We start from the raw sequence: 25,240 nt of genomic DNA, 5'->3' as shown, positions 1-25,240 counted from the left end.
TCCCCGAGGACCCTGCAGGAGACCCTGGCGCTGTTCACCGGCAAGAAGGTCAACGCGCTGGTCTACAACGAGCAGACCTCCGGCCCGCAGACCGAGAAGGTCCAGCAGGCGGCCAAGGCCGCAGCCATTCCCGTCGTCCCCGTCACCGAGACCCTGCCCAAGGGCGAGGACTACCTCGGCTGGATGACCGCCAACGTCGACGCCCTCGCGAACGCGCTGGCCAAGTGAGGCGCCCCGACATGTCCGCCGTGCCGCGTGCCCGTGAGAGCAGGACCGGGGACCAGGGTGCGCATGCCTCGGTGATCAGCCTGCGCGGAGCGGCCCTGTCCTACGGTGAGCGCGTGCTGTGGCAGGGCCTCGATCTCGACGTGCGGCCGGGCGAGTTCCTGGCCGTGCTCGGCCCCAACGGATCGGGCAAGACCAGCTTCGTACGCGCCCTGCTGGGGCAACGGCCGCTGTCCGCAGGGACGTTGACGGTCCTGGGCCGTCCGCCCCACAAGGGCAGCCGGCACATCGGCTACGTCCCGCAGCAGGCCACCCTGTCCGCGCACGCCATGCTGCGCGCCCGGGACCTGGTCCGCTTCGGCATCGACGGGCACGGCTTCGGGCCCCGGCTGCGCACGGGCGCCGTACGCCGCCGGGTGGACGAGGTCCTCGCCGCGGTCGGGGCCGCCGCGTACGCGGACGTCCCCGTCGGCCTGCTCTCCGGCGGCGAACGCCAGCGCGTACGCATCGCCCAGGCGCTCGCGACCGACCCGCGCATCCTGCTGTGCGACGAGCCGCTGCTCTCCCTCGACCTGCACCACCAGCGGGCCGTGACGGAACTGGTGGCGGCGCGGCGCCGCTCCCACGGCACGGCGGTGGTCTTCGTGACCCACGAGATCAACCCCGTGCTGGGACTGGTGGACCGCGTGCTGTACCTCGCCCGCGGCGGCTACCGGGTCGGCACACCCGACGAGGTGCTGACCTCCGAGGCGCTGTCGCAGCTGTACGGCACCCAGGTCGACGTCATCCGCGTCCGGGACCGCATCACGGTCGTGGGCGTGCCCGACGAGGTGGCGCAGCCCCCGCACCACCCCGAACCGCAGCACGGAGTACGGTCATGACCCTCGCCGAGGGGATCTGGCAGCAGATCTTCAACTTCGACAACTACGGCGAACTGCTCGCCCTGGTCCGCAACTCCCTCATCGCCGGCGCCGCGCTCGGCCTGATCGGCGGCCTGGTGGGCGTGTTCGTGATCATGCGGGACCTGCCGTTCGCGGTGCACGGGATCAGCGAGCTGTCCTTCGCCGGCGCCTCGGCCGCGCTCCTGCTGGGCGTGAACATCGTGGGCGGCTCGATCGTCGGTTCCCTGATCGCGGCCGGGGCGATCGGCCTGCTCGGCTCCCGCGCCCGGGACCGCAACTCGGTGATCGGCACCCTCATGCCGTTCGGCCTCGGCCTCGGCGTGCTCTTCCTCGCCCTGTACAAGGGCCGGGCGGCGAACAAGTTCGGCATCCTCACCGGGCAGATCGTCGCCGTCGACACCCCGCAGATGTCCTGGCTGCTCGGCACATCGGCGGTGGTGCTCGTGGCGCTGGCGGTGATGTGGCGGCCGCTCGCCTTCGCCAGCGCCGACCCGGAGGTGGCCGAGGCACGGGGCGTTCCGGTACGGGGGCTGTCGTTCGCCTTCATGATCGTGCTGGGCCTCGCCGTCGCACTGTCCGTGCAGATCGTCGGCGCGCTGCTGGTCCTCACCCTCGTGGTCACGCCCGCGGCCGCCGCGGCCCGGATCACGGCCTCGCCGGTGCTGCTTCCCGTGCTGAGCGTGGTGTTCGCGGTGGCCTCGATCGAGGGCGGGATCCTGCTGGCCCTGGGCGGCAGCGTTCCCATCAGCCCGTATGTCACCACGATCTCGTTCACGATCTACATCGTGTGCAGGTTGGTGGGCACCTATCGGACCCGGCAGTGGGGAGCCGCACGAACCGCTCCCGAGCCCGGCTGACCGTCAGACGCGCCCTCGGGTTCGGACACGAGCAGGCGGGCCCGTGAGGCCGGTGCCACGTCCGCACGGGCGAGCTGAGGGACCATCACGGCGGTGTCGTCGTCGAGGCCGAGCAGGGCGCGCACGGTCTTTCCTTCAGCTCGCGCAGCTGCGGGCTCGGCCCGGATTGTCCGGAGCGCGCTCCCAGTGGCACGGCGGTTCTTCTTCGTCCCCGGAGGGCTGGCAGGCGGTGCAGATGCCGGTGAGTTCGACGGTGTGCTCGACCGCGGCGTAGCCGGTGTCGGAGGCGATGCGTCCGGCCCACTCCTCCACGACGTCCGAGTCCACGGGGCGGCTGCGGCCGCAGGCGCGGCACAGCAGGTAGTGGCGGTGGCCCTCGGCGGGGCGGGTCCGGTAGAGCCGTTCGCCGGCGTCGTCGCGTACGACGTCCGCGCCGCCCGACGTCTCCAGGTCGCGCAGGGCGCGGTAGACAGTGGTCAGGCCGATGGGGACGCCGTCCGCGACAAGCAGGGCGTGCAGTTCCTGGGCGGACACGAAGTCCTGGCGGCCCGCGAGTGCCCGCATGACAGCCATTCGTTGCCGGGTGGTCCGGCCGCCCACGGCACATCACCTCCTGGCAGTGCCTAATCGATACCCTCAAGCTAAATGAAAACGAAAGCCATGTCCATATGAACGCTGAATCATGTGTCGTGACGTAGGGCAGTAGCCACACCTGGCTGCCGGTACCGAGGAAGCCGTAGCCGGGATTGGTGATCTTGGCGGCCGTCGGTGGCCCCTGTCGATCGGCGTCGCGGCGCGTGTGAAGGCATGCAAGGCGGATCCCCCCGGATCGGAAGGCGCACGGCCCCATGTGAGTCCCGAGGGGGAGTCGGGGGTCGGAACGGCGGCGGCCGCCCGGCGAGAGGCCGGGCGGCCGTCGAGTGTGCCCGTGTCGCGCGGGCGCGGTCGCTACTCCTGCGCGTGCCGGATCGCGTCCAGCACGATGTGTGCCACGTGGTCGTCGGTGAGGCTGTACTGGGTCTCGCGCGCCTGGCGCCGGGCGGTGACGATCCGGGAGCCGCGCAGCACCCGCAGGTGCTGGGAGACCAGCGGTTGGCTCACGCCCAGAGCGGTCACCAGCTCATGGACGTACTTCCCGCCGCCGGACAGTTCGTGCACGATGCCCAGTCGCACGGGCGAGGCCAGGGCGCGCAGCAGGTCACTGGCGGCCTGCAGGTCCGGGGCCGGGTCGTCCGTCGGGGAAGGGGAAGCTGTTGACATATGCACACATTAGCATATGGCAACGATTTCCAGTTCTGGTTTCCCCGGCGTCCGGCCGATGCGCTGTCGGTCGGACGCAGATGTCAGTGATCGTCCCAGTGTCCGGCATGAGCGGCGTGGCGGTGCCCGTCGTGCACGTAGTCGGTGTGGTCCTCGTGCGGGATGGCGACGTGACCGCACCCCTCGCCGTGCTGGTGGTCGTGGTCCTCGTGGACGGCGTGACCGTCCGTGGCGCACTCGTCGACGTGGTCCTCGTGCAGCCGGTGGATGTGCCCGTCGTGGGCGTAGTCGGTGTGGTCGCCATGCGGGATGGCGACGTGGCCACAGTCCTCGCCGTGGGTGTGGGTGTGGTTCTCGTGTGCGCGATGGTCGGTGGCGGTGGTCATGAGCGCTCCTTGCTGGGCTTCGAGTTGCCCGTGATGATCTGCGGGCTACAGATCCAGACATTAACATATGGCAATTCATGCATGAGTCATGGGGGTGTCGTCCGTCCGGTCCGTTGTGCGGGAGTTGGCGAGGGCGTATGGAATGGCTTTCAAATCATGGCTGGGTCCCCTGACTTGTGGGCCGGGACGCACAGGCCGCGTGCCGTCCAGACCGCGGCCCGCAGGACACCGACCTGCCAGACGGCGGCGGCTCCGGCCGTCGTTGCGCCCAGGACGGCGGTGGGCGCACCCTGGGGGTGTTCACAAGTGGCCTTCGCCTGCGGCGATGAAGCCCGGTGAAGGTCACTCCCCGTGGGCGGTGTGACCGTTCCCCGCTTGTTGGCGCGGGGAACGGATGCCGGTCAGGGGGTGGCGACGGCGTCCCACAAGTCGCAGTTGTGTGCAGCCGCGAGATCCGACGCGGCGGAATTGCCCCCCTGTGAGATGGTCCGCAGCTGAAGCACTTCACCAGGCACCGAGGTCCGGTCCGGCATGGCGGGCTGGCCGGGGGCGCTCGGGGCCAAGCCGTGGATGAAGGAGCCCCAGTAGGCGGTCATCTGGTCGGCCAGGGCGCGTTGTTCGGCATTGAGGGAGGCGCTGATGCCGTACGGCTTGAACAGATAGTTGAGTTCGGCCGCGTGCGTCGCGCCGAAATCGAAGTCGGCGTTCTGCGGCAGGGAGGCGAACAGCGGGGAGGTGCGGTCGGCGAACTCATACGCGTAGACCTGCCCGCGGTCGGCCAGGCGTGCGCTGGTGCGCAGTGCGGGGCAGGCGAAGAGCTGGTCGCCGAAGGCCGCGGCGTAGGCGTAGCCGGGACGCTGGTAAGCGCTGAGCGGGTAGCGCGCCAGGGCCTTGGCGGCCGTGTCGTCGCCGAAGGCGGACGCCAGAGCCTTGGGGTAGGTGTCGGCGGTCAGGGGGTTGCCCCAGCGGTCGAAGCTGTCGTACGAGAAGACCAGGCCCTCGTCGCTGTTGGCGCCGTTGAGGACGGGGACGTGGGAGGCTCTGCCGGAGGCGAAGGCATCGGCGGGCTGGAGGGGCAGTTCGCGGCCGCCGACGGTGTAGTTCCAAGTCCCGATGCCGGTGCCGCTCTGTGCGTCGAGGATGGCCTTGGCAGGCTTGGCCCGCAGACAGTTGGCGGCGGTCGCAGGGTCGGTGCAGCCGAGTTTCTTGGCGAAGGCGAGTCCGGTGGCGACGGCCTTTTCTCGAGTACTGCCCGCGCAGTCGAAGTAGGCACCGCTCTGGATGATGGCCGCGTGGTACAGCCCCCGACTGGAGGGGGAGGCGAGGTGGGCGCAGACCGCGCCGCCGCCGGCCGACTCGCCGGCCAGCGTGACCTGCCGGGAGTCGCCGCCGAAGGCTGTGATGTTCGACCGCACCCAGCGCAGCGCTTGCTGCTGGTCGAGCAGTGCGAAGTTGCCGGTGGTTCCGGGAAGGGTCAGGAAGCCGAGGGCACCGAGCCGGTAGTCGACGGTGACGACGATGCTGTTCGTTCGTCGGGCGAAGGTATCGGGGACGATGTCGCGGGCGTTTCCGCCGACGTTGCCGCCGCCGTGGATCCAGACCAGTACAGGCAGCCGGGAGGAGCGGGCGGCTGCGGCCGGCGTGTACACGTTGACGTCGAGGCAGTCCTCGGTGGTGTGCTGCTTTTCGTAGCCGGGCGCCCAGAAGGTGTTCTGCGCGCAGTAGTCGCCGTACTGGGTGGCGTCCCGGACGCCCTTCCAGTTCGCCGGGCGGCGGGGGGCCTGCCAGCGCAGGTCGCCGGTGGGCGCGGCGGCGTAGGGGATGCCGAGGAACTGCCGTCCTTCGGCGGTGCTCTCCCCGCGAACCACGCCCTGGGCGGTGCGAACGAGAAGAGAGCGTTCGGAACCGACCGCTGATCCGGCCTGGCTGTGCGGGCTCGCCAGAGCGGGGACGCAGGTGAGCGCCAGAGCGGCGGCGGCGAGGGATATCAGGCTCCGGAGCAGTCGGGGCCGGGGTCTCAAGGTCAGGGACATAGGGTCTCCCAGTGCTATGGGTGGCCCGGCGGGGACGACTCGGGCATCGTGAGAGTAAGGGCAAAGTGGCATAGGTGACTAGTGCCATATGTAAAGGGGGCGTAACCAAGGTGAAGCTCGAGCACGTACTGCTCGGAATGGTGGCCATGCGTCCCTGTACGGGATACGACCTGAAGCGCTGGCTGGACAGCGAGATGGGCCGCATGCTCCGCATGCGCACACAGCAGAGCCAGGTGTACCGGACACTGAACCGCATGTGCGCCGACGGCTGGGTCCGCTACAGCGTGCAGCACAACGAAGGCCGACCGGATGCCAAGGTGTACGTCGCCACGGAAACCGGCGAGCGTGAACTGCGCGAGCGCCTGGCCGTCCCGTACACGCCATCACCCGACTTCGGCGACCCGGAATTCCTGATCCGCTACACCTTCGCGATCTTCCTCGACCACGACGAGCACGTCCGCCTCGTACAGACCGAACTCAGCGCGCGCCGCGCCCAGAGGGACAGGTTCCGGGCCCGGGAAGTCCGCGACGAGCCCTGGCTGCCCGGTATCGACCAACCTCGGATGGCCCAGATCCTGGATCATGTCCACGACTACAAGGACCACGCCCTGGACGCACACGTGCGCTGGCTGGAACAGACACTGATCGAACTCACCGAGAAAACGGGGCGACCTCGGCCGCCCGCCGGATCGTGATCACAGGCCCATTTCCGCAGACTGGCGCCTGCTCAGCGGGTCGCGGGCCCTGCTCGGATCCCCGAGCCAGGCCCAGGGCATCAGTCCTTCTCGCCTCCGGTCGTCTGGCAGGAGGCGAGGTAGTCCGCCCAGCTGTCCTGCGCGTACTGGGCCCACTTGTGTGAGGTGCGGGGGCGCTGCCGAACAGGTCGCTGATGACGACGGGCGGCAGGTCGGCCGCGGATTCGAGCATGGCGGTGTTGCGCGCGCTGAGGCCGGGTGGTCGTCGTCCGTGGTCAGGGCGCCCACCTGCAGGGCGGCGGCGATGCCGGCCACCACGTGTTCGTGGGTCATGTGCCGGTGCGGCAGCCGGACCTCGATCAGCGTGCGGGTGCCCTCGGCGTCGCCGTGCGCTTTGCGTGCCGCCTTCCACCAGGCGTCGTGCACCGGCGTGAACCTCCCGGCGGCGCGGGCCTGATCCAGCGCGGTGGCTCCGGGCAGGGCGCCGGGCTTGCGCAGCAGGGCCTCCAGGTAGTGGCCGAGTTCGAGGCGGACACCGCCTTTGGCGACCAGCCGTTCGTGCCGGGCGACCTCGGTGCGGCCGTCGTAGATGACCACTTCGGAGGCGTGCAGCAGGACCCGCACCTGCCGTCCGATCAGCCGCACCGGGGCGATGCCGAGCCAGGCGACGCCCGCGCCCACGGCCCCCAGCTCTCTCGGCACCGTCCCTGCGTGACAGGCACCCTTGTACGACCGCGAGGGAGCCCTGCCCCATGGGTCGAGCCGTACGTCACCCGGCAGGTGCGATACGGAGGGCGGCGGTGGTGTCGAGGATCTCGACGACGTCCAGGCTCATGGCGTCGTTGATGGTCGCGGCGGGTCCCTCACCGCAGCTCAGCCTGACGCCGCCTCCGCCCTCCGACGACACGCCGCCGCCACCGGAACAGCCCGAAACGCTGAAGCCCGAGCCCGTCAGCCGCGCGACCATCTCGACCTCGCCGCCGGTGATTGCCGTCACCTCGATCGGCCCGAGGCCGTACGTTTCCGGCACTGTCACGATGTCCCCCACGGCGACCTCGATCTCGCACGTCCCGTCAGCACAGGGCCCGGTCGGCGAGGGCGACGGCGTGGCCGTCTCTGTGGGAGCCGACGTGGGGTCGGACGCGGGTGACCCGGAGCCGGACCCGGTGGGCCTGCCCTCGGCGGACCCGTCCGAGGAATCCGAGGAACACGACGTGAGAGCGGCGAACACGACAGCGGCAACAACGGCGGCCACGGTGGTGGATGGCGTTCTTCTACGCATCATGGTCGCCATGGAACCCCGCCACGACCGGGACCCCTCCCGTCCCCGCCGCCGAGCGGGCGACTGCGAGCAACGGGCCTGTCCTCACCAAGCCGCGCTTCTCGTCTCGTTGTGCGACCACGCCTCAGCGTGCCCACTGACCGAGTGACGGGGCCAGGACGCGCAACGCACGAGGCTCCCGTGCCGTTGGCCGGCGACAAACCCGGCCCGGCCCCAAAGTCCCAGCGGAGTCCCAGAGATGCCGCCCCACCCCTTCCTGACCCGCCTCACGCAGGTCAGACGGGGCGCGGCGGCATCCGCGGATCAAATGTCCCGGAAGATCTCGATCTGCGCCCCGATGGAGTTGAGCCGCTCGGCGAGGTCCTCGTAACCGCGGTTGATGACATACACGTTGCGCAGGACGGACGTGCCCTCCGCCGCCATCATCGCCAGCAGGACGACCACGGCGGGCCGCAGCGCCGGCGGGCACATCATTTCGGCGGCACGCCAGCGGGTGGGGCCCTCGACCAGGACGCGGTGCGGGTCCAGCAACTGCAGCCTGCCGCCGAGGCGGTTGAGGTCGGTCAGGTAGATCGCGCGGTTGTCGTAGACCCAGTCGTGGATCAGTGTCTTGCCCTGCGCGGCCGCGGCGATGGCCGCGAAGAAGGGGACATTGTCGATGTTCAGGCCGGGGAACGGCATCGGGTGGATCTTGTCGATCGGCGCCTCCAGCTTGGAGGGGCGGACGGTGAGGTCCACCAGCCGCGTACGGCCGTTGTCCGCGAAGTACTCGGGCGTACGGTCGTGGTCGAGCCCCATCTCCTCCAGGACCGCCAGCTCGATCTCCAGGAACTCGATCGGCACCCGGCACACCGTCAGCTCCGACTCGGTGACCACGGCGGCGGCCAGCAGGCTCATCGCCTCTACCGGGTCCTCGGACGGCGAGTAGTCCACGTCCACGTCGATGGTCGGCACGCCGTGCACGGTGAGCGTGGTGGTGCCGATGCCCTCGACCCGGACACCGAGCGCCTCCAGGAAGAAACACAGGTCCTGGACCATGTAGTTGGAGGACGCGTTGCGGATGACCGTCACGCCGTCGTGCCGCGCGGCGGCCAGCAGCGCGTTCTCGGTCACGGTGTCGCCGCGCTCGGTCAGCACGATCGGGCGGTCGGGGCGTACGTCACGGTCGACCATGGCGTGGTACTGGCCCTCGGTCGCCGCCACGTCCAGGCCGAACCGGCGCAGCGCGATCATGTGCGGCTCGATGGTCCGCGTACCGAGGTCGCAGCCGCCGGCGTACGGCAGCTTGAAGTGGGTCATTCGGTGCAGCAGCGGGCCGAGGAACATGATGATGGACCGTGTGCGTACGGCGGCCTCTGCGTCGATCGCCGCCATGTTCAGCTCGGCCGGCGGCACGATCTCCAGATCGACGCCGTCGTTGATCCAACGGGTGCGCACACCGATGGAGTTGAGGACCTCGAGCAGGCGGTAGACCTCCTCGATACGGGCGACCCGGCGCAGCACCGTGCGCCCCCTGTTGAGCAGCGAGGCGCACAGCAGGGCCACGCAGGCGTTCTTGCTGGTCTTGACGTCGATGGAACCGGACAGTCGACGTCCACCGACGACCCTCAGATGCATCGGGCCGGCGTATCCCAGGGACACGATCTCGCTGTCCAGGGCTTCACCGATTCGGGCGATCATCTCAAGGCTGATGTTTTGGTTGCCGCGCTCGATGCGATTGACGGCGCTCTGGGAGGTGCCGAGCGCCTCGGCCAGCTGCGTCTGTGTCCAGCCTCGGTGTTGCCGGGCGTCACGGATGAGCTTGCCGATGCGTACGAGGTAGTCGTCTGCCATGAGGTTGAGGTTATCTCAGATATGAGATGGCACATTCCCAGGGGGGCCGTTCGGGTGACGGGCCGTCAACGTCGCCTGGTGGCACGGGTACGCCGCCACCCGAAAGGTCCGGGCAAATCCATCGATGTCGTACGACGTCCCGTGCTGCTGTGAGTGCGTCGCGGGCCGTGCCTGCCGCCGGTGGTGATGGACCAGGAGTGGCGGTTGATGTTCAGCCGCACTCCGGGCAGGATCCGGAAGCTCTTGCGGAATGTGAGGGGCATGGACGCCTCCCTCCGAGGTCGAGGTGTGTGTTCCTCGGTTACCCCGACAGGGCGAACTGATGGCAGAACTTCACCGGCTCCTCGAAGGTGATTGATGCCACCCCTTCGGCTGAGTGCAGGGGGATGGCGGGATGAGGGCGTAGCCGTGCCGAGTTCCCCCGTCCCCTTGGCGGGCCGCAGCGCGGTGAGGAGGGGGGCATGTGAGCAGGTGGAGAAAGACCGGTGAGGCCGGCTCGACGCTGTGTGCGTCGAGCCAGCCTCACCGGTCTGTGGTCCGTCCCCTCGGGTCACCGAGCCTCGCTCGGCGTCGCCGGTCAGTCCGTGCCCGACTCCATCGCGGCGCGGTCCAGCAGGGCGTCCTGCTCGGAGACCTCGCCGCGGGAGGCGATGGCCTCCGCGCCGCCCTCGGGCATCTCCGACATGGTGCCGATCAGCCCGGTCGCGGCCGCCTGGGAGGCGCCGACGGCGGGGCTGCCGGTGCCGATCAGGCCGAGGCCGACGTACTGCTCCAGCTTGGCGCGCGAGTCGGCGATGTCGAGGTTGCGCATGGTGAGCTGGCCGATCCGGTCGACCGGGCCGAACGCGGAGTCCTCGGTGCGCTCCATGGAGAGCTTGTCCGGGTGGTAGCTGAACGCCGGGCCGGTGGTGTCGAGGATCGAGTAGTCCTCGCCGCGCCGCAGACGCAGGGTGACCTCGCCGGTGATCGCCGCGCCGACCCACCGCTGCAGCGACTCACGGATCATCAGCGCCTGCGGGTCCAGCCAGCGGCCCTCGTACATGAGGCGACCCAGGCGCCGGCCCTCGTTGTGGTACTGAGCGAGGGTGTCCTCGTTGTGGATCGCGTTGACCAGGCGCTCGTAGGCGGCGTGCAGCAGGGCCATGCCCGGCGCCTCGTAGATGCCGCGGCTCTTGGCCTCGATGATCCGGTTCTCGATCTGGTCCGACATGCCCAGGCCGTGTCGGCCGCCGATGGCGTTGGCCTCCATCACCAGGTCGACGGGGGAGGCGAACTCCTTGCCGTTGATGGTGACCGGACGGCCCTGCTCGAAGCCGACCGTCACATCCTCGGCGGCGATCTCGACCGACGGGTCCCAGAACCGCACGCCCATGATCGGCTCGACGGTCTCGACGCCGGTGTCCAGGTGCTCCAGCGTCTTGGCCTCGTGGGTGGCGCCCCAGATGTTGGCGTCGGTGGAGTACGCCTTCTCCGTCGAGTCCCGGTAGGGCAGGTCGTGGGCGACCAGCCACTCCGACATCTCCTTGCGGCCGCCGAGCTCGGTCACGAAGTCCGCGTCCAGCCAGGGCTTGTAGATCCGCAGGTTCGGGTTGGCCAGCAGGCCGTAGCGGTAGAACCGCTCGATGTCGTTGCCCTTGAAGGTCGAGCCGTCGCCCCAGATCTGGACGTCGTCCTCGAGCATCGCTCGCACTAGGAGGGTGCCGGTGACGGCGCGGCCGAGCGGGGTGGTGTTGAAGTACGCCCGCCCGCCCGAGCGGATGTGGAACGCCCCGCAGGTGAGCGCGGCCAGGCCCTCCTCGACCAGCGCCGCCCGGCAGTCGACCAGGCGCGCGACCTCGGCGCCGTAGGTCTTCGCGCGGCCGGGCACCGAGGCGATGTCGGGCTCGTCGTACTGGCCGATGTCGGCGGTGTAGGTGCACGGGACGGCGCCCTTGTCGCGCATCCAGGCGACCGCGACCGAGGTGTCGAGACCGCCCGAGAAGGCGATACCGACGCGCTCGCCGGTGGGGAGGGAGGTGAGGACCTTGGACATAGGAAGAGTATGCATGATTCCGCATGATCATGCAAAGGGCTGTGTGGAAGGCCTCGTTTCAGCGGAGCTGGGGAGGCCGTTCGGGGTGGGTCCGAGCCGCGCGCGCGGCAGGCCGACGGGGCCGATCCGGAGGATTCGCCCTCGCTGGGCGCGCTCTCGACCGGCCTGTATCGGCGATCTGTCGCAGGCCGTACTTGTTCCTCCGGGCGTTGTGCTTGATCAGCGACGTGATGTTGTGGCCGTTGTCATTCAATGCTGGGTGGTGTTGAAGGCGGAGGGCGGAGCGCGGAGGGGGGCGGTTCGGCGGCTGGGTCGGCATCCGCAAGGGTCTTCGTCAGGACCTCCGTCGAGCGTCCGCTGAGGCGGCGAGGCGGCTCAGTTGGGGTCTCCGGCCGGTTTTGTGGAGCGGTCGCCGAGCCGGGGACGGACGTTGGTGGGGAGAGGGATGAGGGGCAAGGCAGGTGGTCGGCCACTGTCGGCGTCCGCGGTCGTCGGCGCGGTGGGGATGCGGCCGATGGGCACGGTCACTGAATGTGGTCGGCCGAAGCTGGACCACTGACGTGTCTAGGACTGACGGCGCGCGAAAAGGACCGCCCCTGGAACGCTGTCGTCGGGGTCGAGCAGCATCTGGGCCTCGACCGTGAACCCGGCATCGCGTAGCCAGGCCGCCACTTTGTCAGGCTGGCGGCGGTGGACGTAAACGTTCATCGGGTGACCGCCGTAGCCCTGGGTCTTCAGCTTCGACTGGTTGCCGACGTGAAAGCCGAGCAGAAGCGGTCCGCCGGGACGCAACACCCGCCGGAAGTGCCCGAAGACCGTGGGGACGGCATCGTCGGGGATGTGAATCAACGACCAAAAAGCGAGCAGGCCGGCGACCGAAGCATCGGTGAGGGCGAGGTCCGTCATCGAGCCCACTTCGAACCGCAGGCGAGGGTGGTCACGCCGAGCGACGTCGATCATCACGGGGGAAAGGTCGATGCCGAAAGCATCCACACCCAGCTCGTGGAGGTGGGCGGTGACGTGTCCAGGCCCGCACCCCACGTCCGCCACCGGTCCGGCGCCAGCGGCGTGGACCAAGTCTGCGAACAAGGTCAGAGTCGCCCGAAGATACGGTTTCTCGGCCAGAGCCTCGCGGATTCGGTCGGCATAGTCGACCGCGACCCTGTCGTAGGAGGTCTGGGTGTCTGCCAACCAGCCGTCCGTGTTCATGGCCCGGCACAGTAGTCGAGTGACCAGGATGACGAACCGGATCAACGATGAATCAGGCCAGGCCACTTGAGACGGGGGCCGGATCCTTCGAGAGGGGACAGCCGGTCATCTGCGCCACGTCGTGGGGTGCCGTCGGGCGGTCTGTCGTTGCAGGCTGCCCATGGACACCGAGGTGTCGTGGACGTCCATCAGCTCTGTCCAGATCTCCTTCGGGCCCATTCCGCTCACGATCATCGAGTTGATCCGTGCCTTGACCGGCTCGGTGAGGGCGGACCGGTTCCACGAGGTCTGGCGCGGAACATTCCGCCGCCCAGCGATCCACCGGACGGTCGGGTCGCCCCCAAGTGCGTCGTATGGGATGGGCAGGGTCATGTCCAGGCTGCCTGCTTGCGGGCCTTGTGAGTCCGGATGCTCCTCCCGCGCGTGTTCCGCAAGCGCCTCCAGCAGCGACACCGGTGGCAGCGGCATCCGCACCGGGCTGCTGAGCACCTCGAAGCTCTCATCATCCAGCAGCATCGCCAGCGGAACCTCCCGCGGCGGGGCGAAGTCCAGCAAAGCCAGGCGGTCCCGCTCCAGCCGCGACTCGTAGCCCACATGGCCGCCGGTCGTCACCGCGTAGTACCAGCCCGGGAAGCTGCGGTCACCCCTGTGCCGGCGGAACCCGCGTACCCGCGGCACATCCTCGAACCGGACGCTCCGCCCAGCGCCCAACGCCGTACGGCGACGCCGACCGTCATTGAAGAAGTCCAGGTCAAAGGCGCTGAGTACGGGGTCGCCGTATGCGCGTACCGGTTCACCCACCGCCTCCCCGGACGGCCGGCCCCAAACGATCAGTCAACCTTCGGTGAGAAAACCTGGCGGTCACCGACCTTCGATGGCAACGCTCGACCTCCGCTGCGAGAGAACAACAGGAAGGCCGGGCATGACCATCCCGCCCCCATGTACTAGAGTTATCTCGACATCGAGATATCTGCCCGAGGTGCACCGCAGCCGCCACCCCGGTAAGGGCTACCTAACTTAGCCTTACCTTAGCGGATCGGCCAAGACGCCGTGGCGGCAGGATCGTGGTGAGTACGCGCACATCAATGAAGGAGACTGTCGTGTCGGCGAACAGCTTCGACGCCCGCAGCACGCTGCAGGTGGGCGACGAGTCGTACGAGATCTTCCGGCTGGACAAGGTCGAGGGCGCCGCGCGCCTGCCTTACAGCCTGAAGGTGCTGCTGGAGAACCTCCTCCGCACCGAGGACGGCGCGAACATCACCGCCGACCACATCCGCGCCCTCGGCAGCTGGGACTCCCAGGCCCAGCCGTCGCAGGAGATCCAGTTCACGCCGGCCCGCGTGATCATGCAGGACTTCACGGGCGTGCCCTGTGTCGTGGACCTCGCGACCATGCGTGAGGCCGTGAAGGCCCTCGGCGGCGACCCGGCCAAGGTCAACCCGCTCTCGCCGGCCGAGATGGTCATCGACCACTCCGTCATCGCCGACAAGTTCGGCACGTCCGACGCCTTCAAGCAGAACGTCGACCTGGAGTACGGCCGCAACAAGGAGCGCTACCAGTTCCTGCGCTGGGGCCAGACCGCCTTCGACGACTTCAAGGTCGTCCCGCCCGGCACCGGCATCGTCCACCAGGTGAACATCGAGCACCTGGCCCGCACGGTCATGGTCCGTAACGGCCAGGCCTACCCCGACACCCTCGTCGGCACCGACTCCCACACCACCATGGTCAACGGCCTCGGCGTCCTCGGCTGGGGCGTCGGCGGCATCGAGGCCGAGGCCGCGATGCTCGGCCAGCCGGTCTCCATGCTCATCCCGCGCGTCGTCGGCTTCAAGCTCACCGGCGAGCTGCCCGCCGGGACCACCGCCACCGACCTCGTGCTGACCATCACCGAGATGCTCCGCAAGCACGGTGTCGTCGGCAAGTTCGTCGAGTTCTACGGCGAGGGTGTGGCCGCCACCTCCCTCGCGAACCGCGCCACCATCGGCAACATGTCGCCGGAGTTCGGCTCCACCGCCGCGATCTTCCCGATCGACGGCGAGACGATCAAGTACCTGAAGCTGACCGGCCGTTCCGAGCAGCAGCTCGCGCTCGTCGAGGCGTACGCCAAGGAGCAGGGCCTCTGGCTGGACCCGAAGGCCGAGCCGGACTTCTCCGAGAAGCTGGAGCTCGACCTCTCCACGGTCGTTCCCTCCATCGCCGGCCCGAAGCGTCCGCAGGACCGCATCGTCCTCGCCAACGCCGCCGAGCAGTTCAAGCAGGACGTCCGCAACTACGTCGACAGCGTGGACGAGGCGGGCCAGGAGTCCTTCCCGGCCTCCGACGCCCCGGCCGTCGCCCCGAACGGCGCCCCGTCCAACCCGGTCACCGTGACCGCCCCCGACGGCTCGACGTACGAGATCGACCACGGTGCGGTGACGGTCGCGGCCATCACCTCCTGCACCAACACCTCCAACCCGTACGTCATGGTCGCCGCCGCGCTCGTCGCGAAGAAGGCCGTGGAGAAGGGCCTGACCCGCAAGCCGTGGGTCAAGACCACCCTCGCCCCGGGTTCGAAGGTCGTCACCGACTACTTCGACAAGGCCGGTCTGACGCCGTACCTGGACAAGGTCGGCTTCAACCTCGTCGGCTACGGCTGCACCACCTGCATCGGCAACTCCGGCCCGCTGCCGGAAGAGGTCTCCAAGGCCGTCAACGACCACGACCTCGCGGTCACCTCGGTCCTCTCCGGCAACCGGAACTTCGAGGGCCGTATCAACCCCGACGTCAAGATGAACTACCTGGCGTCCCCGCCGCTGGTCGTCGCGTACGCCATCGCGGGCTCCATGAAGGTGGACATCACCAAGGACGCCCTCGGCACCGACCAGGACGGCAACCCGGTCTTCCTCAAGGACATCTGGCCCTCCGAGGCCGAGGTCAACGACGTCGTCGCCAACGCCATCGGCGAGGACATGTTCTCGAAGTCGTACGAGGACGTGTTCGCCGGTGACGCCCAGTGGCAGGCGCTGTCGATCCCGACCGGTGACACCTTCGAGTGGGACGCCGAGTCGACCTACGTCCGCAAGCCCCCGTACTTCGAGGGCATGACGATGGAGACCACCCCGGTCTCCGACATCACCGGCGCCCGTGTCCTCGCGAAGCTGGGCGACTCGGTGACTACGGACCACATCTCGCCCGCCGGTGCCATCAAGGCCGACACCCCGGCCGGCAAGTACCTCACCGAGCACGGTGTGGAGCGTCGTGACTTCAACTCCTACGGCTCCCGCCGAGGCAACCACGAGGTCATGATCCGCGGTACGTTCGCCAACATCCGCCTGCGCAACCAGATCGCGCCGGGCACCGAGGGCGGCTACACACGTGACTTCACGCAGGAGGGCGGCCCGGTCTCCTTCATCTACGACGCCTCGCAGAACTACCAGGCCGCCGGCACCCCGCTGGTCATCCTGGGTGGCAAGGAGTACGGCTCCGGCTCGTCCCGCGACTGGGCCGCGAAGGGCACCGCGCTCCTCGGCGTCAAGGCCGTCATCACCGAGTCGTACGAGCGCATCCACCGCTCGAACCTCATCGGCATGGGCGTCCTGCCGCTGCAGTTCCCGGCGGGCCAGTCGGCCGACTCGCTCGGCCTGACCGGCGAGGAGACCTTCTCCATCACCGGTGTGACCGAGCTGAACAACGGCACCACCCCGAGCACGGTCAAGGTCACCACCGACACGGGCGTCGAGTTCGACGCGGTCGTCCGCATCGACACCCCCGGTGAGGCCGACTACTACCGCAACGGCGGCATCATGCAGTACGTGCTGCGCAGCCTGATCCGGAAGTAGGCCTTCCCACAGGCCACTTGAGGGCCGCGCCCCCGTGACGGGGGTGCGGCCCTTTGCCGTGCCTTCGTCGTGCTCACGCGGAAAAATCCCAGGTCATCACCCACCCTCAGGTGGAACCCAGGATTCCCTCAGCGGACGGGGACAGGATCGGGACATGACCGCCACCACCGGGTTCCGAAACGGCCGCGTCTGCTCATCGTCGACGACGAGCCTGCGCTCACCGACGTGCTCCCCGTGGCCGTCGAGGAGGCGGGCCGGCGGGCCTGCGCTTAGCAAGTCCCGGATCCTCGACCACGTCTGGAGCAGCTCCTTCGACGGCGGCGGCAACCTGGTCGAGGTCTGCATCTCCAGTCTGCGCCGCAAGATCGACAAGGGCCGGGCGCCGGTGATCCATACGGTGCGCGGGCTCGGGTACGCCATCAGGCCGGCGGAGGACGGGAGATGAGCACGGTGACTTCCCGCAGGCCGTGGCCGAGGCCGCGCACCCGCTCGATGCGTACCCGGCTGCTCCTCTTCATCGGCGCCACCCTCGTCGCCGTGTGCGCAGCGATGGCGCTCACCACCGTGTTCGTCCAACGCGCCTATCTGCTGGGCAACCTGGACGACCGGGTCACCAACGCCGCCGAGCGCAGCCCGGGCGGGGCCCTGCTCCACCCGGACCTCGCGGACAACCTGGGCTTCCTCCACGAGAACGGGCATCCGGCCGGCCTGCTCGCCGCCCGGTTCGACGACGACGGCGACATCCTCTCCGCCGAGGTCGTCGGCCAGGACGCGGCCCCGCGGAACCTGACCGGCGCCCAGCGCGCGGCCCTCACCGGCATCGAGGCCGACGGCCGCAAGCACACCCGGACCGTGCCCGGCCTCGGCACCTACCGGATCACCGCGCTCGACAGCGACGGCGTGCGGGTGCTGACCGGGCTGCCGATGGACGACGTACAGGACATGATCAGCGGCCTGGTCGTGATGGAGGCGGTCGTCGCGGGCGTCGGACTCACCGTCGCGGGCTGCGTGTGCGCCGTCGTCATACGACGCCAGCTGCGGCCCCTCGGCCGGGTCGCCGCCGCCGCCGCCGAGGTCTCCCGCGCGCCGCTCGACCGCGGCGAGGTCACCGGCCTCACCCGGGTCCCGGCCCGGGACACCGACCCCGCCAGCGAGGCCGGCCAGGTCGGCGCCGCGCTCAACCGCATGATCGACCACGTCGAGTCCTCCCTCACCGCCCGTCAGCGCACCGAGGAACGCATGCGCCGCTTCCTCGCCGACGCCGGCCACGAACTGCGCACCCCGCTCGCCTCGATCGCCGGTTACGCCGAACTCATGAACCGCGGCACCGACCGGACCGAGCCGGTGCTCGCCTGGCGCCGGGTCTCCGCCGAGTCGGCCCGTATGACGGGTCTGGTCGAGGACCTGCTCCTGCTGGCCCGGCTGGACGAGGGGCGCCCGCTGCAGTCCACGGAGGTGGACATGGCGGCGCTGGTCGCCGAGGCGGTGTGGGACGCGCGGGCCGCCGGGGACGGGCACGACTGGCAGCTCGAACTCCGCCTGGACGCCCCGGCGCCGGTCCTGGGGGACGAGGCCCGGCTCCACCAGGTGGTGGCCAACCTGCTGGCCAACGCCCGGGTCCACACCCCCGAGGGCACGACAGTGGTCGCTTCCGTCGAGGCCGACCCCGACCGCTGCGTGATCCGCGTGCGGGACGACGGCCCCGGCATTCCGCCCGGGCTCCTCCCACAGGTCTTCGACCGCTTCACCCGCGCCGACACCTCACGGGCGCGCAGCGGCCCGCACAACGGCGGATCCGGTCTCGGCCTCGCCATCGTGGCGGCGATCGTCTCCGCGCACGGCGGCCGTATCGACGTGGCGAGCGAGCCGGGCCGTACGGAGTTCACCATCGAACTGCCGCCCATGGGAGCCGAACCGCCGCTCCTCGACACGGTGTCGGGCCCGTCCGTGCCGACCCCGGCGCCGTCCACACCGGTGCTCGCCCGGAACCCCTGAGGGTCCCGCGACCTCCGCAACCCCTGACCGCTCCCGCAGGACCGTAGCGACCCCGGTGCGGTTCTGGTGCGCCAGGCGTTTACATCCGCGCCGGACGGCGCTACCTTCCGCAGCAGACGGGGTGGGAGCGCTCCCATAGTGGTGGACCGGAACCCGCCACCCCGGGCCCGCTCCCGCCCCGCGCATCCGCACGTACACCCGCACACCCACACCCGCATCCGCACGGCCCGTGCCTGAAGGAACGGACTGAGTGTCATGATCCTGACAAACTCAGGGGCGACCGCGCCGCCGCCCCGCCGATTAACTCTCCCCACCCGTGCCAGAGCCCTGTTCCTCGTCCTCGTCTCCCTGCTCGCGACCATCCCGGCCGTCGCCCTCGTCATGAGTACCGGGGGTGAGGCGGAGGCCCACGGCACCCCCATGAAACCGGGCAGCCGCACCTTCCTGTGCTGGCAGGACGGCCTCACCGACACCGGTGAGATCAAGCCGGTCAACCCGGCCTGCAGGGCGGCCCAACAGATCAGCGGTACAACGCCGTTCTACAACTGGTTCTCGGTGCTCCGCTCGGACGGCGCCGGCCGCACCCGTGGCTTCGTGCCGGACGGCGAGCTGTGCAGCGGCGGCAACACCAACTTCACCGGCTTCAACGTGCCGCGCGACGACTGGCCGCTCACCCACCTCACCTCGGGTGCGACGGTCGACTTCTCCTACAACGCCTGGGCCGCGCACCCGGGTTGGTTCTACGTCTACATCACCAAGGACGGCTTCGATCCGACCCAGACCCTCACCTGGGACGACATGGAGGAGCAGCCCTTCCTCTCGGTCGACCACCCGCCGCTCAACGGCTCCCCGGGCACGGTCGAGGCCAACTACTCCTGGACGGGAAAGCTTCCTGACAACAAGTCGGGCCGCCACATCATCTACATGGTCTGGCAGCGCTCCGACAGTCAGGAAACCTTCTACTCCTGCTCCGACATCGTCTTCGACGGCGGCAACGGCGAGGTGACCGGCATCAAGGAGCCCGGCAACCCCACCGACCCGGTGCCCGGCGAGTGCTCCGCCACCCGCCGCACGACCGGCAGTTGGAACGGTGGCTACCAGTCCGAGGTGACCATCACCAACACCGGCGACGTCCCGATGCTCGGCTGGATGGTGGACTGGACGCTCCCCGCCGGCCAGAAGGTCGACAGCCTGTGGAGCGGCAACGCGACCTACAACGGCCAGGCCGTGATGGTCCACAACGCCCACTGGAACGGATCACTGAGTCCTGGTCAGAGCACGACGTTCGGGTACGTCGTCTCCGGCTCGGGCGGAGACAGTACGGCGACCCTGCCCTGCCGGGTGGGCTGAACCGCCGTTCTGGGCGGGCCCGGTGGGCGCTGAGCCGTCGTCCACCGGGCCTGTCGCCCGAGGCCTGTCGAAGGGGTGATTGACCGGAGAACAAAGCGATAACGGCAGGCAACCTGAAGGAGGCGGGCGAGGTCTAGCCCGCCATGAAGATCTCTTTCCTGCTGCACAACGCCTACGGGATCGGAGGCACGATCACCACCACGTTCAATCTGGCCCAGGCGCTGGCCGAGCGGCACGAGGTGGAGATCGTCTCCGTGCTGCGCCACCGGGAACACCCGAACTTCACCCTGGACCCGAGAGTGTCCTTAAGGCCTCTGGTGGATCTGCGCCACGAGAAGGAACACCCCCTGCATCTGAGGCCGGCAAGGGTGTTTCCCGTCGCCGAGTACCGCTACCAGCAGTACAGCGAGCTGACCGACCAGCGGATCGGGGAGTGTCTGGCGGCGATCGAGGCCGACGTCGTCATCGGCACCCGGCCGGGGCTCAATGTGCACCTCGCGCTCCAGGCGCCGGAGCGCGTCGTCCGCGTCGGGCAGGAGCACCTCACCCTCGACAACCATCCGCCCCGGCTGCGCACCGCACTGCGCCGGGCGTACCGCCGGCTCGACGTGCTCACCACGGTCACCGAGGCGGACGCCGCCGCCTACCGGCGCAAGATGCGGCTGCCCGGCGTCCGGGTGGCGGCGCTCCCGAACAGCGTCCCCGACCCGGTGCTGCCCGCGGCGGACGGCACCGCGAAGGTGGTGGTCGCGGCCGGTCGGCTGGTCCCGGTGAAACGTTACGACCTGCTCATCGAGGCCTTCGCCCTGGTCGCCGCCGAACACCCGGACTGGCACCTGCGCATCTACGGCAAGGGGGAGGAGCACGCCCGGCTGCGGCAGCTCGTCCACGGTCTCGGCCTGAGCGAGAACGTCTACCTGATGGGCGCTGCCGCCCCCATGGAGGCGGAGTGGGTCAAGGGCTCGATCGGCGCGGCCGCGTCCAACTTCGAGCCGTTCGGCATGACCATCGTCGAGGCGATGCGCTGCGGCCTGCCGGTGGTGAGCACCGACTGCCCGTACGGACCCGGCGAGATCATCGACGACGGCGTCGACGGCCGGCTGGTCCCGGTCGGGGACCGGGACGCGCTGGGCGCCGCGCTGCTGGACCTGGTCCGCGACGACGAGCGACGCCGGCAGATGGGGCGTACGGCGATGGAGAACGCGCGGCGGTTCGCCCCCGCCCCGGTCGTGGAGCAGGCGGAGCGCCTGATCGACGAGGCGATCTCGGCCCGCAAGGCCGAGCAACCGGTCGCACCGCCACGCGGCCGAATACATCGCGCCCTGGTCAGCCAGGGCTTCGCCGCACGCGACGCCGCGTATGCGGCGGCCTCCGGCGCCCTGCGCACGGTACGAAGGGGACGTCGATGAACACAAAACCGGGTACGACACCCGACACCACCCGGGACACCCACCTTCGGGTCCACTGCACGACCGACGCGGACGGCCGGATCACCTTCCTCCTTCAGCGACCGGCGAACGCCGCCCCCCAGTCGCCCCAGTTGCTGCTGCGGCTGCGCCCCAAGAAGGGCCAACCCGAGAAGCTCCTGCAGGTGCTCGATCCGGAGCCCCTGGACGACGGCCGCCTGCGCGCCGTCCTGGAGCCGCAGCCCGCACTCGCCGAGGGCCGGTGGGACGTGTACCTGCTCCCCGAACCCGGAGCGGCACGGCAGCGCCTGCGCCCCGGCCTGCGTGACCAGCGCGCCCTCGTCGACGGGCACACCCGTGACCGGCCGTCACCCGTGGCCGTGCGCGTCCCGTACACCACCAAGGACGGCTACCTCGCGGTGCGGGCCTGGCTGCGCACCGCCCATGCGGAGGTCGAGGGCATCGACGTCAGGGACCGGTCGATGACGGTCAGGGCCCGGCTGCATGGCGCCACGCTCACCGAGGCAGCCGCCGTACGGCTGCGCCTGCGGGGCGGTGGCGGCGTCGTACGGACGCTGGAGCCGCAGGCCGAGAGCGACGGCCGGGCGTTCTCCTGCACCGTGGACTACGAGGAGTTGGCCACCGACCGCGGCTCGGGCCCCGCCGCCGGAACCCGCGTCTGGGACCTCTCCGTCCAGCCCAGCTCCGATGCGGGAGCCCCGGTGATCCGCATCGGCCGGCTGCTGGACGACGTGGCGGACCGCAAGGAGATCTTCGTCTATCCGACCGCCGTGGTCGGCGATGCCACCGTGCGTCCCTACTACACGGTCGACAACGACCTGTCCGTGGAGGTGGCCGCCGCGACGGAGTGAGGACCGACGACACCGACCTCCACGTCTTCACGCTCGCTGTGCGCTGAAGCCCGACACGGCTGCCAGCCAGTCGAGTTGGCGGCGCACATGCACCGCGTCGCCGCCTTCATGGCCGTTGAACGGATAGGCGTGGATCTCCTTGCGCGGATCGGCGCCCGACAGCTCCGCATAGCGGTTGTAGGCGCCGTACGCCCCGCTCGGTGGGCACACCGTGTCGCGCAGGCCGACCCCGAAGTGGGCCGGCGCGTGGGCGCGTCGGGCGAAGGCGATCCCCTCCAGGTAGGACAGCGTGTCGTACGCGGCCCGCTCGGCGCCCCGGTGCACGGAGAGGTACGCGGCGATCTCGCCGTAGGGCGAGGCGTCGGTGAGGTCGAGTGCGCGCCGGATGCCGCACAGGAACGGGGCGGTGACCAGGACCGCCGCGAGGTCGGGGACCAGTCCCGCGACGGCCAGGGCGAGCCCGCCGCCCTGGCTGTTGCCGACGGCGGCGATGCGTGCGGCGTCCACGCCCGGCAGTGTGCGCAGTGCCGCGACCGCATGTACGGCGTCCGTGATCAGGCGGCGGTAGTGGTGGTCCCGCGGGGACAGCAGGCCGCGCACCGCCGGACCCGGGCCGCCCGGCGCCGTGGCGTGCGGGTCCGGGGTGGCGCCACCGTTGCCGTACTGGTCGCCCTGGCCCCGGTTGTCCATCAGCAGATGCGCGTATCCGGCGTTCACCCAGGTCAGCCGCTCGTGCGGGAGGCCGCGGCCACGGCCGTAGCCGGCGTACTCGACGACCGCGGGCAGCTGACCGCGCATCCCGGCCGGCCTGCTGAACCAAGCCCGCACCGGATCACCGCCGAACCCACGGAACGTCACGTCCCACGTCTCGGTCAGCCACAGGCCGGTCTCCACCGGGTGCGCCGACACCAACACCTCCGGCTGCGCGGCCTCCTTGAGGGTGTCGTGCCAGAACTCGTCGAAGTCGGCGGGCTCCTGGGGGTCCGGACGGTAGTGCTCCAGTTGCTTGAGCGGCAGATCGAACGCGGGTAACGACGGCCTCCGATTGTTGCGCCTCAACAGCAGAATGTTTCGTGGTCCTTGACTCGCCCCGGTAACGGCCTCCCCAACTGACCTTCCCTGTCAGCCCCATTGACAGCCATTACACCCGCCCCTAACCTCGCCGCAAAGTTGCCGGTACGACTCCGAAACTTTCGGTGCCACGGGGAGGCCACCGCATGAGCAGCACCTCCACCACGTCGGCTCCACCGCCCGGCACGAAGGGGCCGCCGCCGACGAAGGCCCCACCCCGCCGCGGGCGGCGGCCGGTGCGCACCGGCTGGCGGCGGGCGCTGCGCCGGGACTGGCAGCTGTACTCGCTGGCCGTGCTGCCGCTGCTGTTCTTCCTGGTCTTCCGCTATCTGCCGATGATCGGCAACGTGATCGCCTTCCGGCGCTTCGAGCCGGGCGGATCGATCTTCGGCGAGGAGTGGGTGGGGCTGCGCTATGTCCAGATGTTCCTCAACGACCCGACCTTCTGGCAGGTGTTCCGCAACACCCTGTGGCTCGGCGGACTCACGCTCGTCTTCTGCTTCCCGATCCCGATCGTGCTCGCGCTGCTGCTCAACGAGGTGCGCCGACGTGCGCTGAAACGGTTCGTGCAGTCGGTGTCGTATCTGCCGCACTTCCTGTCGATCGTGATCGTCGCCGGCATCACCATGCAGATGCTCGCCACGGACGGACCGGTCAACCACGTCCTGGGGTGGTTCGGCCACGACCCGATCCGGTTCATCCAGGAACCCGAGTGGTTCCGTACGGTCTATGTCGGCTCGGAGATCTGGCAGACCGCCGGCTGGGGCACGATCCTCTACCTCGCCGCGCTCACCACCATCGACGAGGACCTGTACGAGGCCGCCCGCATCGACGGCGCCAACCGCTGGCAGCAGATCTGGCACGTCACCCTGCCCGGCATCCGCCCGACCATGATCACGCTGCTGATCCTCAACATCGGCACGTTCATGGCGGTCGGCTTCGAGAAGGTCCTGCTGCTGTACAACCCGCTGACCTATCCGACCGCCGACGTGATCTCGACGTATCTGTACCGCGCGGGCGTGGAGTCCAACAGCTTCAGCTACGCCGCCGCCATCGGGCTCTTCGAGGCGATCATCGGCCTGGTGCTGATCACGTCCGCCAACCAGCTCTCACGCCGCACAGTGGGGACGAGCCTGTGGTGAAGCCGAGCCGTTCCTACCGTGTCTTCCAGGGCGTCAACGGCGTCATCCTCACCCTGGTCGTGCTCGTCACCCTGTATCCGTTCGCCAACATCGTCGCCCGCTCCTTCAGTTCCGAGCGGCAGATCCGGGCCGGTGAAGTGACGCTGTGGCCCGAGGGGTTCAACCTCACCACATACAAGATCGTGTTCCAGGACTCGATGTTCTGGCGGAACTACGGCAACACCGTGCTGTACACGGTGGTCGCCACCACCGTCGCCATGATCCTGACCACCTGTTACGCCTACGTCCTGTCGAAGAAGCACCTCAAGGGACGCGGCGTACTCGTCGGCATCGCCGTCTTCACCATGTTTTTCACCGGCGGCCTGATCCCCAACTACGTCCTGGTCACCAGCCTCGGCCTGAAGAACAGCGTCTGGGCCATCGCGCTCCCCAACGCGATCAGCGTGTTCAACCTCCTGGTGATGAAGGCCTTCTTCGAGAACCTGCCGACCGAACTGGAGGAGGCCGCGCAGATCGACGGCCTGAGCACGTACGGCATCCTGCTGCGGATCGTGCTGCCGCTGTCGAAGGCGGTCGTCGCGACGATGGTGCTGTTCTACTCGGTGTCCTTCTGGAACTCCTGGTTCAGCGCCTTCCTCTACCTGGACAAGTCCGAGCTCATGCCGGTCACCGTCTATCTGCGCAACCTCATCTCCGGCGCCACCACGGGCGGCAACGCCGGTGCCGCCGACGCACAGCTCAGCCAGGTGGGGGCGAACATCCAGGCGGTCACGATCGTGCTGACCTCGCTGCCCATCCTCTGTGTCTATCCGTTCGTCCAGCGCTACTTCGTCTCGGGCGTGATGCTCGGCGCGGTCAAGGGCTAACAAAGG

At 69.4% G+C, this 25,240-nt stretch carries 22 protein-coding genes and 2 pseudogenes; 12 read left to right on the top strand and 12 right to left on the bottom strand.

Translation table 11 applies throughout. The features are described from left to right. The 3 genes from ACTMVF_RS40860 to ACTMVF_RS40850 form a co-directional block, all read left to right on the top strand. Nucleotides 1-228: metal ABC transporter solute-binding protein, Zn/Mn family (locus ACTMVF_RS40860; protein ID WP_441276168.1), on the top strand; the 228-nt coding region annotated here is incomplete at its 5' end. 11 nt (nt 229-239) lie between these two features. Then, nucleotides 240-1,106, top strand: coding sequence for a metal ABC transporter ATP-binding protein (locus ACTMVF_RS40855; protein WP_441276167.1), 867 nt, complete (start codon nt 240-242; stop codon nt 1,104-1,106). Further along, nucleotides 1,103-1,984: a metal ABC transporter permease gene (locus ACTMVF_RS40850; protein ID WP_441276166.1), complete on the top strand. Its 882-nt coding sequence runs from the start codon at nt 1,103-1,105 to the stop codon at nt 1,982-1,984. The genes ACTMVF_RS40855 and ACTMVF_RS40850 overlap by 4 nt, the downstream gene beginning before the upstream one ends. 135 nt (nt 1,985-2,119) lie before the next feature. Here the strand turns inward: ACTMVF_RS40850 and ACTMVF_RS40845 are convergent, their stop codons facing one another. The 4 genes from ACTMVF_RS40845 to ACTMVF_RS40830 all read right to left on the bottom strand — a co-directional run bounded on the left by ACTMVF_RS40845 (nt 2,120) and on the right by ACTMVF_RS40830 (nt 5,663). After that, nucleotides 2,120-2,584 (bottom strand): Fur family transcriptional regulator, encoded by a 465-nt coding sequence (locus tag ACTMVF_RS40845; RefSeq protein ID WP_441276165.1) that lies wholly within the window; start codon nt 2,582-2,584, stop codon nt 2,120-2,122. A 348-nt stretch (nt 2,585-2,932) separates the two neighbouring features. Beyond that, nucleotides 2,933-3,244 carry an ArsR/SmtB family transcription factor gene (locus ACTMVF_RS40840; RefSeq protein WP_441276164.1) on the bottom strand — a complete coding sequence of 104 codons (312 nt, stop codon included), beginning with the start codon at nt 3,242-3,244 and terminating at the stop codon, nt 2,933-2,935. Between the two features lie 83 nt (nt 3,245-3,327). Next, complete coding sequence (locus ACTMVF_RS40835) at nt 3,328-3,630, bottom strand: hypothetical protein (protein WP_441276163.1); 303 nt, start codon at nt 3,628-3,630, stop codon at nt 3,328-3,330. A gap of 401 nt (nt 3,631-4,031) precedes the next feature. After that, entirely contained in the window at nt 4,032-5,663 is a 1,632-nt protein-coding gene (locus tag ACTMVF_RS40830; RefSeq protein ID WP_441276162.1) for a carboxylesterase/lipase family protein, read from the bottom strand. 110 nt (nt 5,664-5,773) lie between these two features. Here ACTMVF_RS40830 and ACTMVF_RS40825 point away from each other — a divergent pair, with 110 nt between their 5' ends. Next, nucleotides 5,774-6,358, top strand: a complete 585-nt coding sequence (locus ACTMVF_RS40825; protein WP_441276161.1) for a PadR family transcriptional regulator — start codon at nt 5,774-5,776, stop codon at nt 6,356-6,358. 267 nt (nt 6,359-6,625) lie between these two features. Here the strand turns inward: ACTMVF_RS40825 and ACTMVF_RS40820 are convergent. The 7 genes and pseudogenes from ACTMVF_RS40820 to ACTMVF_RS40790 all read right to left on the bottom strand — a co-directional run. Continuing rightward, nucleotides 6,626-7,006 (bottom strand): annotated as a pseudogene (locus ACTMVF_RS40820) (Mu transposase domain-containing protein); the annotation flags it as partial. Between the two features lie 121 nt (nt 7,007-7,127). Continuing rightward, nucleotides 7,128-7,394 (bottom strand): hypothetical protein, encoded by a 267-nt coding sequence (locus ACTMVF_RS40815; RefSeq protein ID WP_441276160.1) that lies wholly within the window; start codon nt 7,392-7,394, stop codon nt 7,128-7,130. A 549-nt stretch (nt 7,395-7,943) separates the two neighbouring features. Next, nucleotides 7,944-9,473, bottom strand: a complete 1,530-nt coding sequence (locus ACTMVF_RS40810; protein ID WP_441276159.1) for a helix-turn-helix domain-containing protein — start codon at nt 9,471-9,473, stop codon at nt 7,944-7,946. Between the two features lie 65 nt (nt 9,474-9,538). Beyond that, entirely contained in the window at nt 9,539-9,736 is a 198-nt protein-coding gene (locus ACTMVF_RS40805; protein ID WP_441276158.1) for a DUF4236 domain-containing protein, read from the bottom strand. Between the two features lie 314 nt (nt 9,737-10,050). After that, the gene (gene argG / locus ACTMVF_RS40800) at nt 10,051-11,505 is read right to left on the bottom strand and encodes an argininosuccinate synthase (protein ID WP_441276170.1); all 1,455 of its coding nucleotides are present in this window, start codon (nt 11,503-11,505) and stop codon (nt 10,051-10,053) included. Between the two features lie 564 nt (nt 11,506-12,069). Beyond that, nucleotides 12,070-12,714, bottom strand: coding sequence for a class I SAM-dependent methyltransferase (locus ACTMVF_RS40795; protein WP_441276157.1), 645 nt, complete (start codon nt 12,712-12,714; stop codon nt 12,070-12,072). A gap of 105 nt (nt 12,715-12,819) precedes the next feature. Further along, the gene (locus tag ACTMVF_RS40790; protein ID WP_441276156.1) at nt 12,820-13,515 is read right to left on the bottom strand and encodes a hypothetical protein; all 696 of its coding nucleotides are present in this window, start codon (nt 13,513-13,515) and stop codon (nt 12,820-12,822) included. Nucleotides 13,516-13,814: 299 nt separating this feature from the next. Between ACTMVF_RS40790 and acnA the strand changes: the two genes are divergently transcribed. The 6 genes and pseudogenes from acnA (at nt 13,815) to ACTMVF_RS40760 (ending at nt 22,155) form a co-directional block, all read left to right on the top strand. Continuing rightward, nucleotides 13,815-16,532, top strand: coding sequence for an aconitate hydratase AcnA (gene acnA, locus ACTMVF_RS40785; protein ID WP_441276155.1), 2,718 nt, complete (start codon nt 13,815-13,817; stop codon nt 16,530-16,532). Between the two features lie 268 nt (nt 16,533-16,800). Further along, nucleotides 16,801-16,977 (top strand): annotated as a pseudogene (locus tag ACTMVF_RS40780) (winged helix-turn-helix domain-containing protein); the annotation flags it as partial. Beyond that, nucleotides 16,974-18,527: a sensor histidine kinase gene (locus ACTMVF_RS40775; protein ID WP_441276154.1), complete on the top strand. Its 1,554-nt coding sequence runs from the start codon at nt 16,974-16,976 to the stop codon at nt 18,525-18,527. The pseudogene ACTMVF_RS40780 and the gene ACTMVF_RS40775, both read left to right, overlap by 4 nt. Nucleotides 18,528-18,782: 255 nt before the next feature. Continuing rightward, a complete protein-coding gene (locus ACTMVF_RS40770; protein ID WP_441276153.1) occupies nt 18,783-19,877 on the top strand; it encodes a lytic polysaccharide monooxygenase auxiliary activity family 9 protein in 1,095 nt (364 codons plus the stop codon). 143 nt (nt 19,878-20,020) lie between these two features. After that, nucleotides 20,021-21,286, top strand: coding sequence for a glycosyltransferase family 4 protein (locus ACTMVF_RS40765; protein ID WP_441276152.1), 1,266 nt, complete (start codon nt 20,021-20,023; stop codon nt 21,284-21,286). Beyond that, nucleotides 21,283-22,155, top strand: coding sequence for a transferase (locus ACTMVF_RS40760; RefSeq protein ID WP_441276151.1), 873 nt, complete (start codon nt 21,283-21,285; stop codon nt 22,153-22,155). The genes ACTMVF_RS40765 and ACTMVF_RS40760 overlap by 4 nt, the downstream gene beginning before the upstream one ends. 27 nt (nt 22,156-22,182) lie before the next feature. On the opposite strand, the gene ACTMVF_RS40755 is transcribed toward ACTMVF_RS40760, so the two are convergent. After that, nucleotides 22,183-23,214: an acetylxylan esterase gene (locus tag ACTMVF_RS40755; protein WP_441276150.1), complete on the bottom strand. Its 1,032-nt coding sequence runs from the start codon at nt 23,212-23,214 to the stop codon at nt 22,183-22,185. Nucleotides 23,215-23,372: 158 nt separating this feature from the next. Here ACTMVF_RS40755 and ACTMVF_RS40750 point away from each other — a divergent pair, with 158 nt between their 5' ends. Both ACTMVF_RS40750 and ACTMVF_RS40745 read left to right on the top strand, forming a co-directional pair. Next, nucleotides 23,373-24,368, top strand: coding sequence for an ABC transporter permease (locus tag ACTMVF_RS40750; protein ID WP_441276149.1), 996 nt, complete (start codon nt 23,373-23,375; stop codon nt 24,366-24,368). Beyond that, nucleotides 24,362-25,234, top strand: a complete 873-nt coding sequence (locus ACTMVF_RS40745) for a carbohydrate ABC transporter permease (protein ID WP_441276148.1) — start codon at nt 24,362-24,364, stop codon at nt 25,232-25,234. Before ACTMVF_RS40750 ends, ACTMVF_RS40745 begins: the two co-directional genes overlap by 7 nt. Nucleotides 25,235-25,240: the final 6 nt, after the last annotated feature.

Origin of the sequence: Streptomyces sp. SD31 (assembly GCF_052068475.1) — a bacterium.
Lineage (GTDB): Bacteria > Actinomycetota > Actinomycetes > Streptomycetales > Streptomycetaceae > Streptomyces.
Note: the sequence above shows the minus strand (reverse complement) of the source record. Positions and strands in the feature narration are given on the sequence as shown.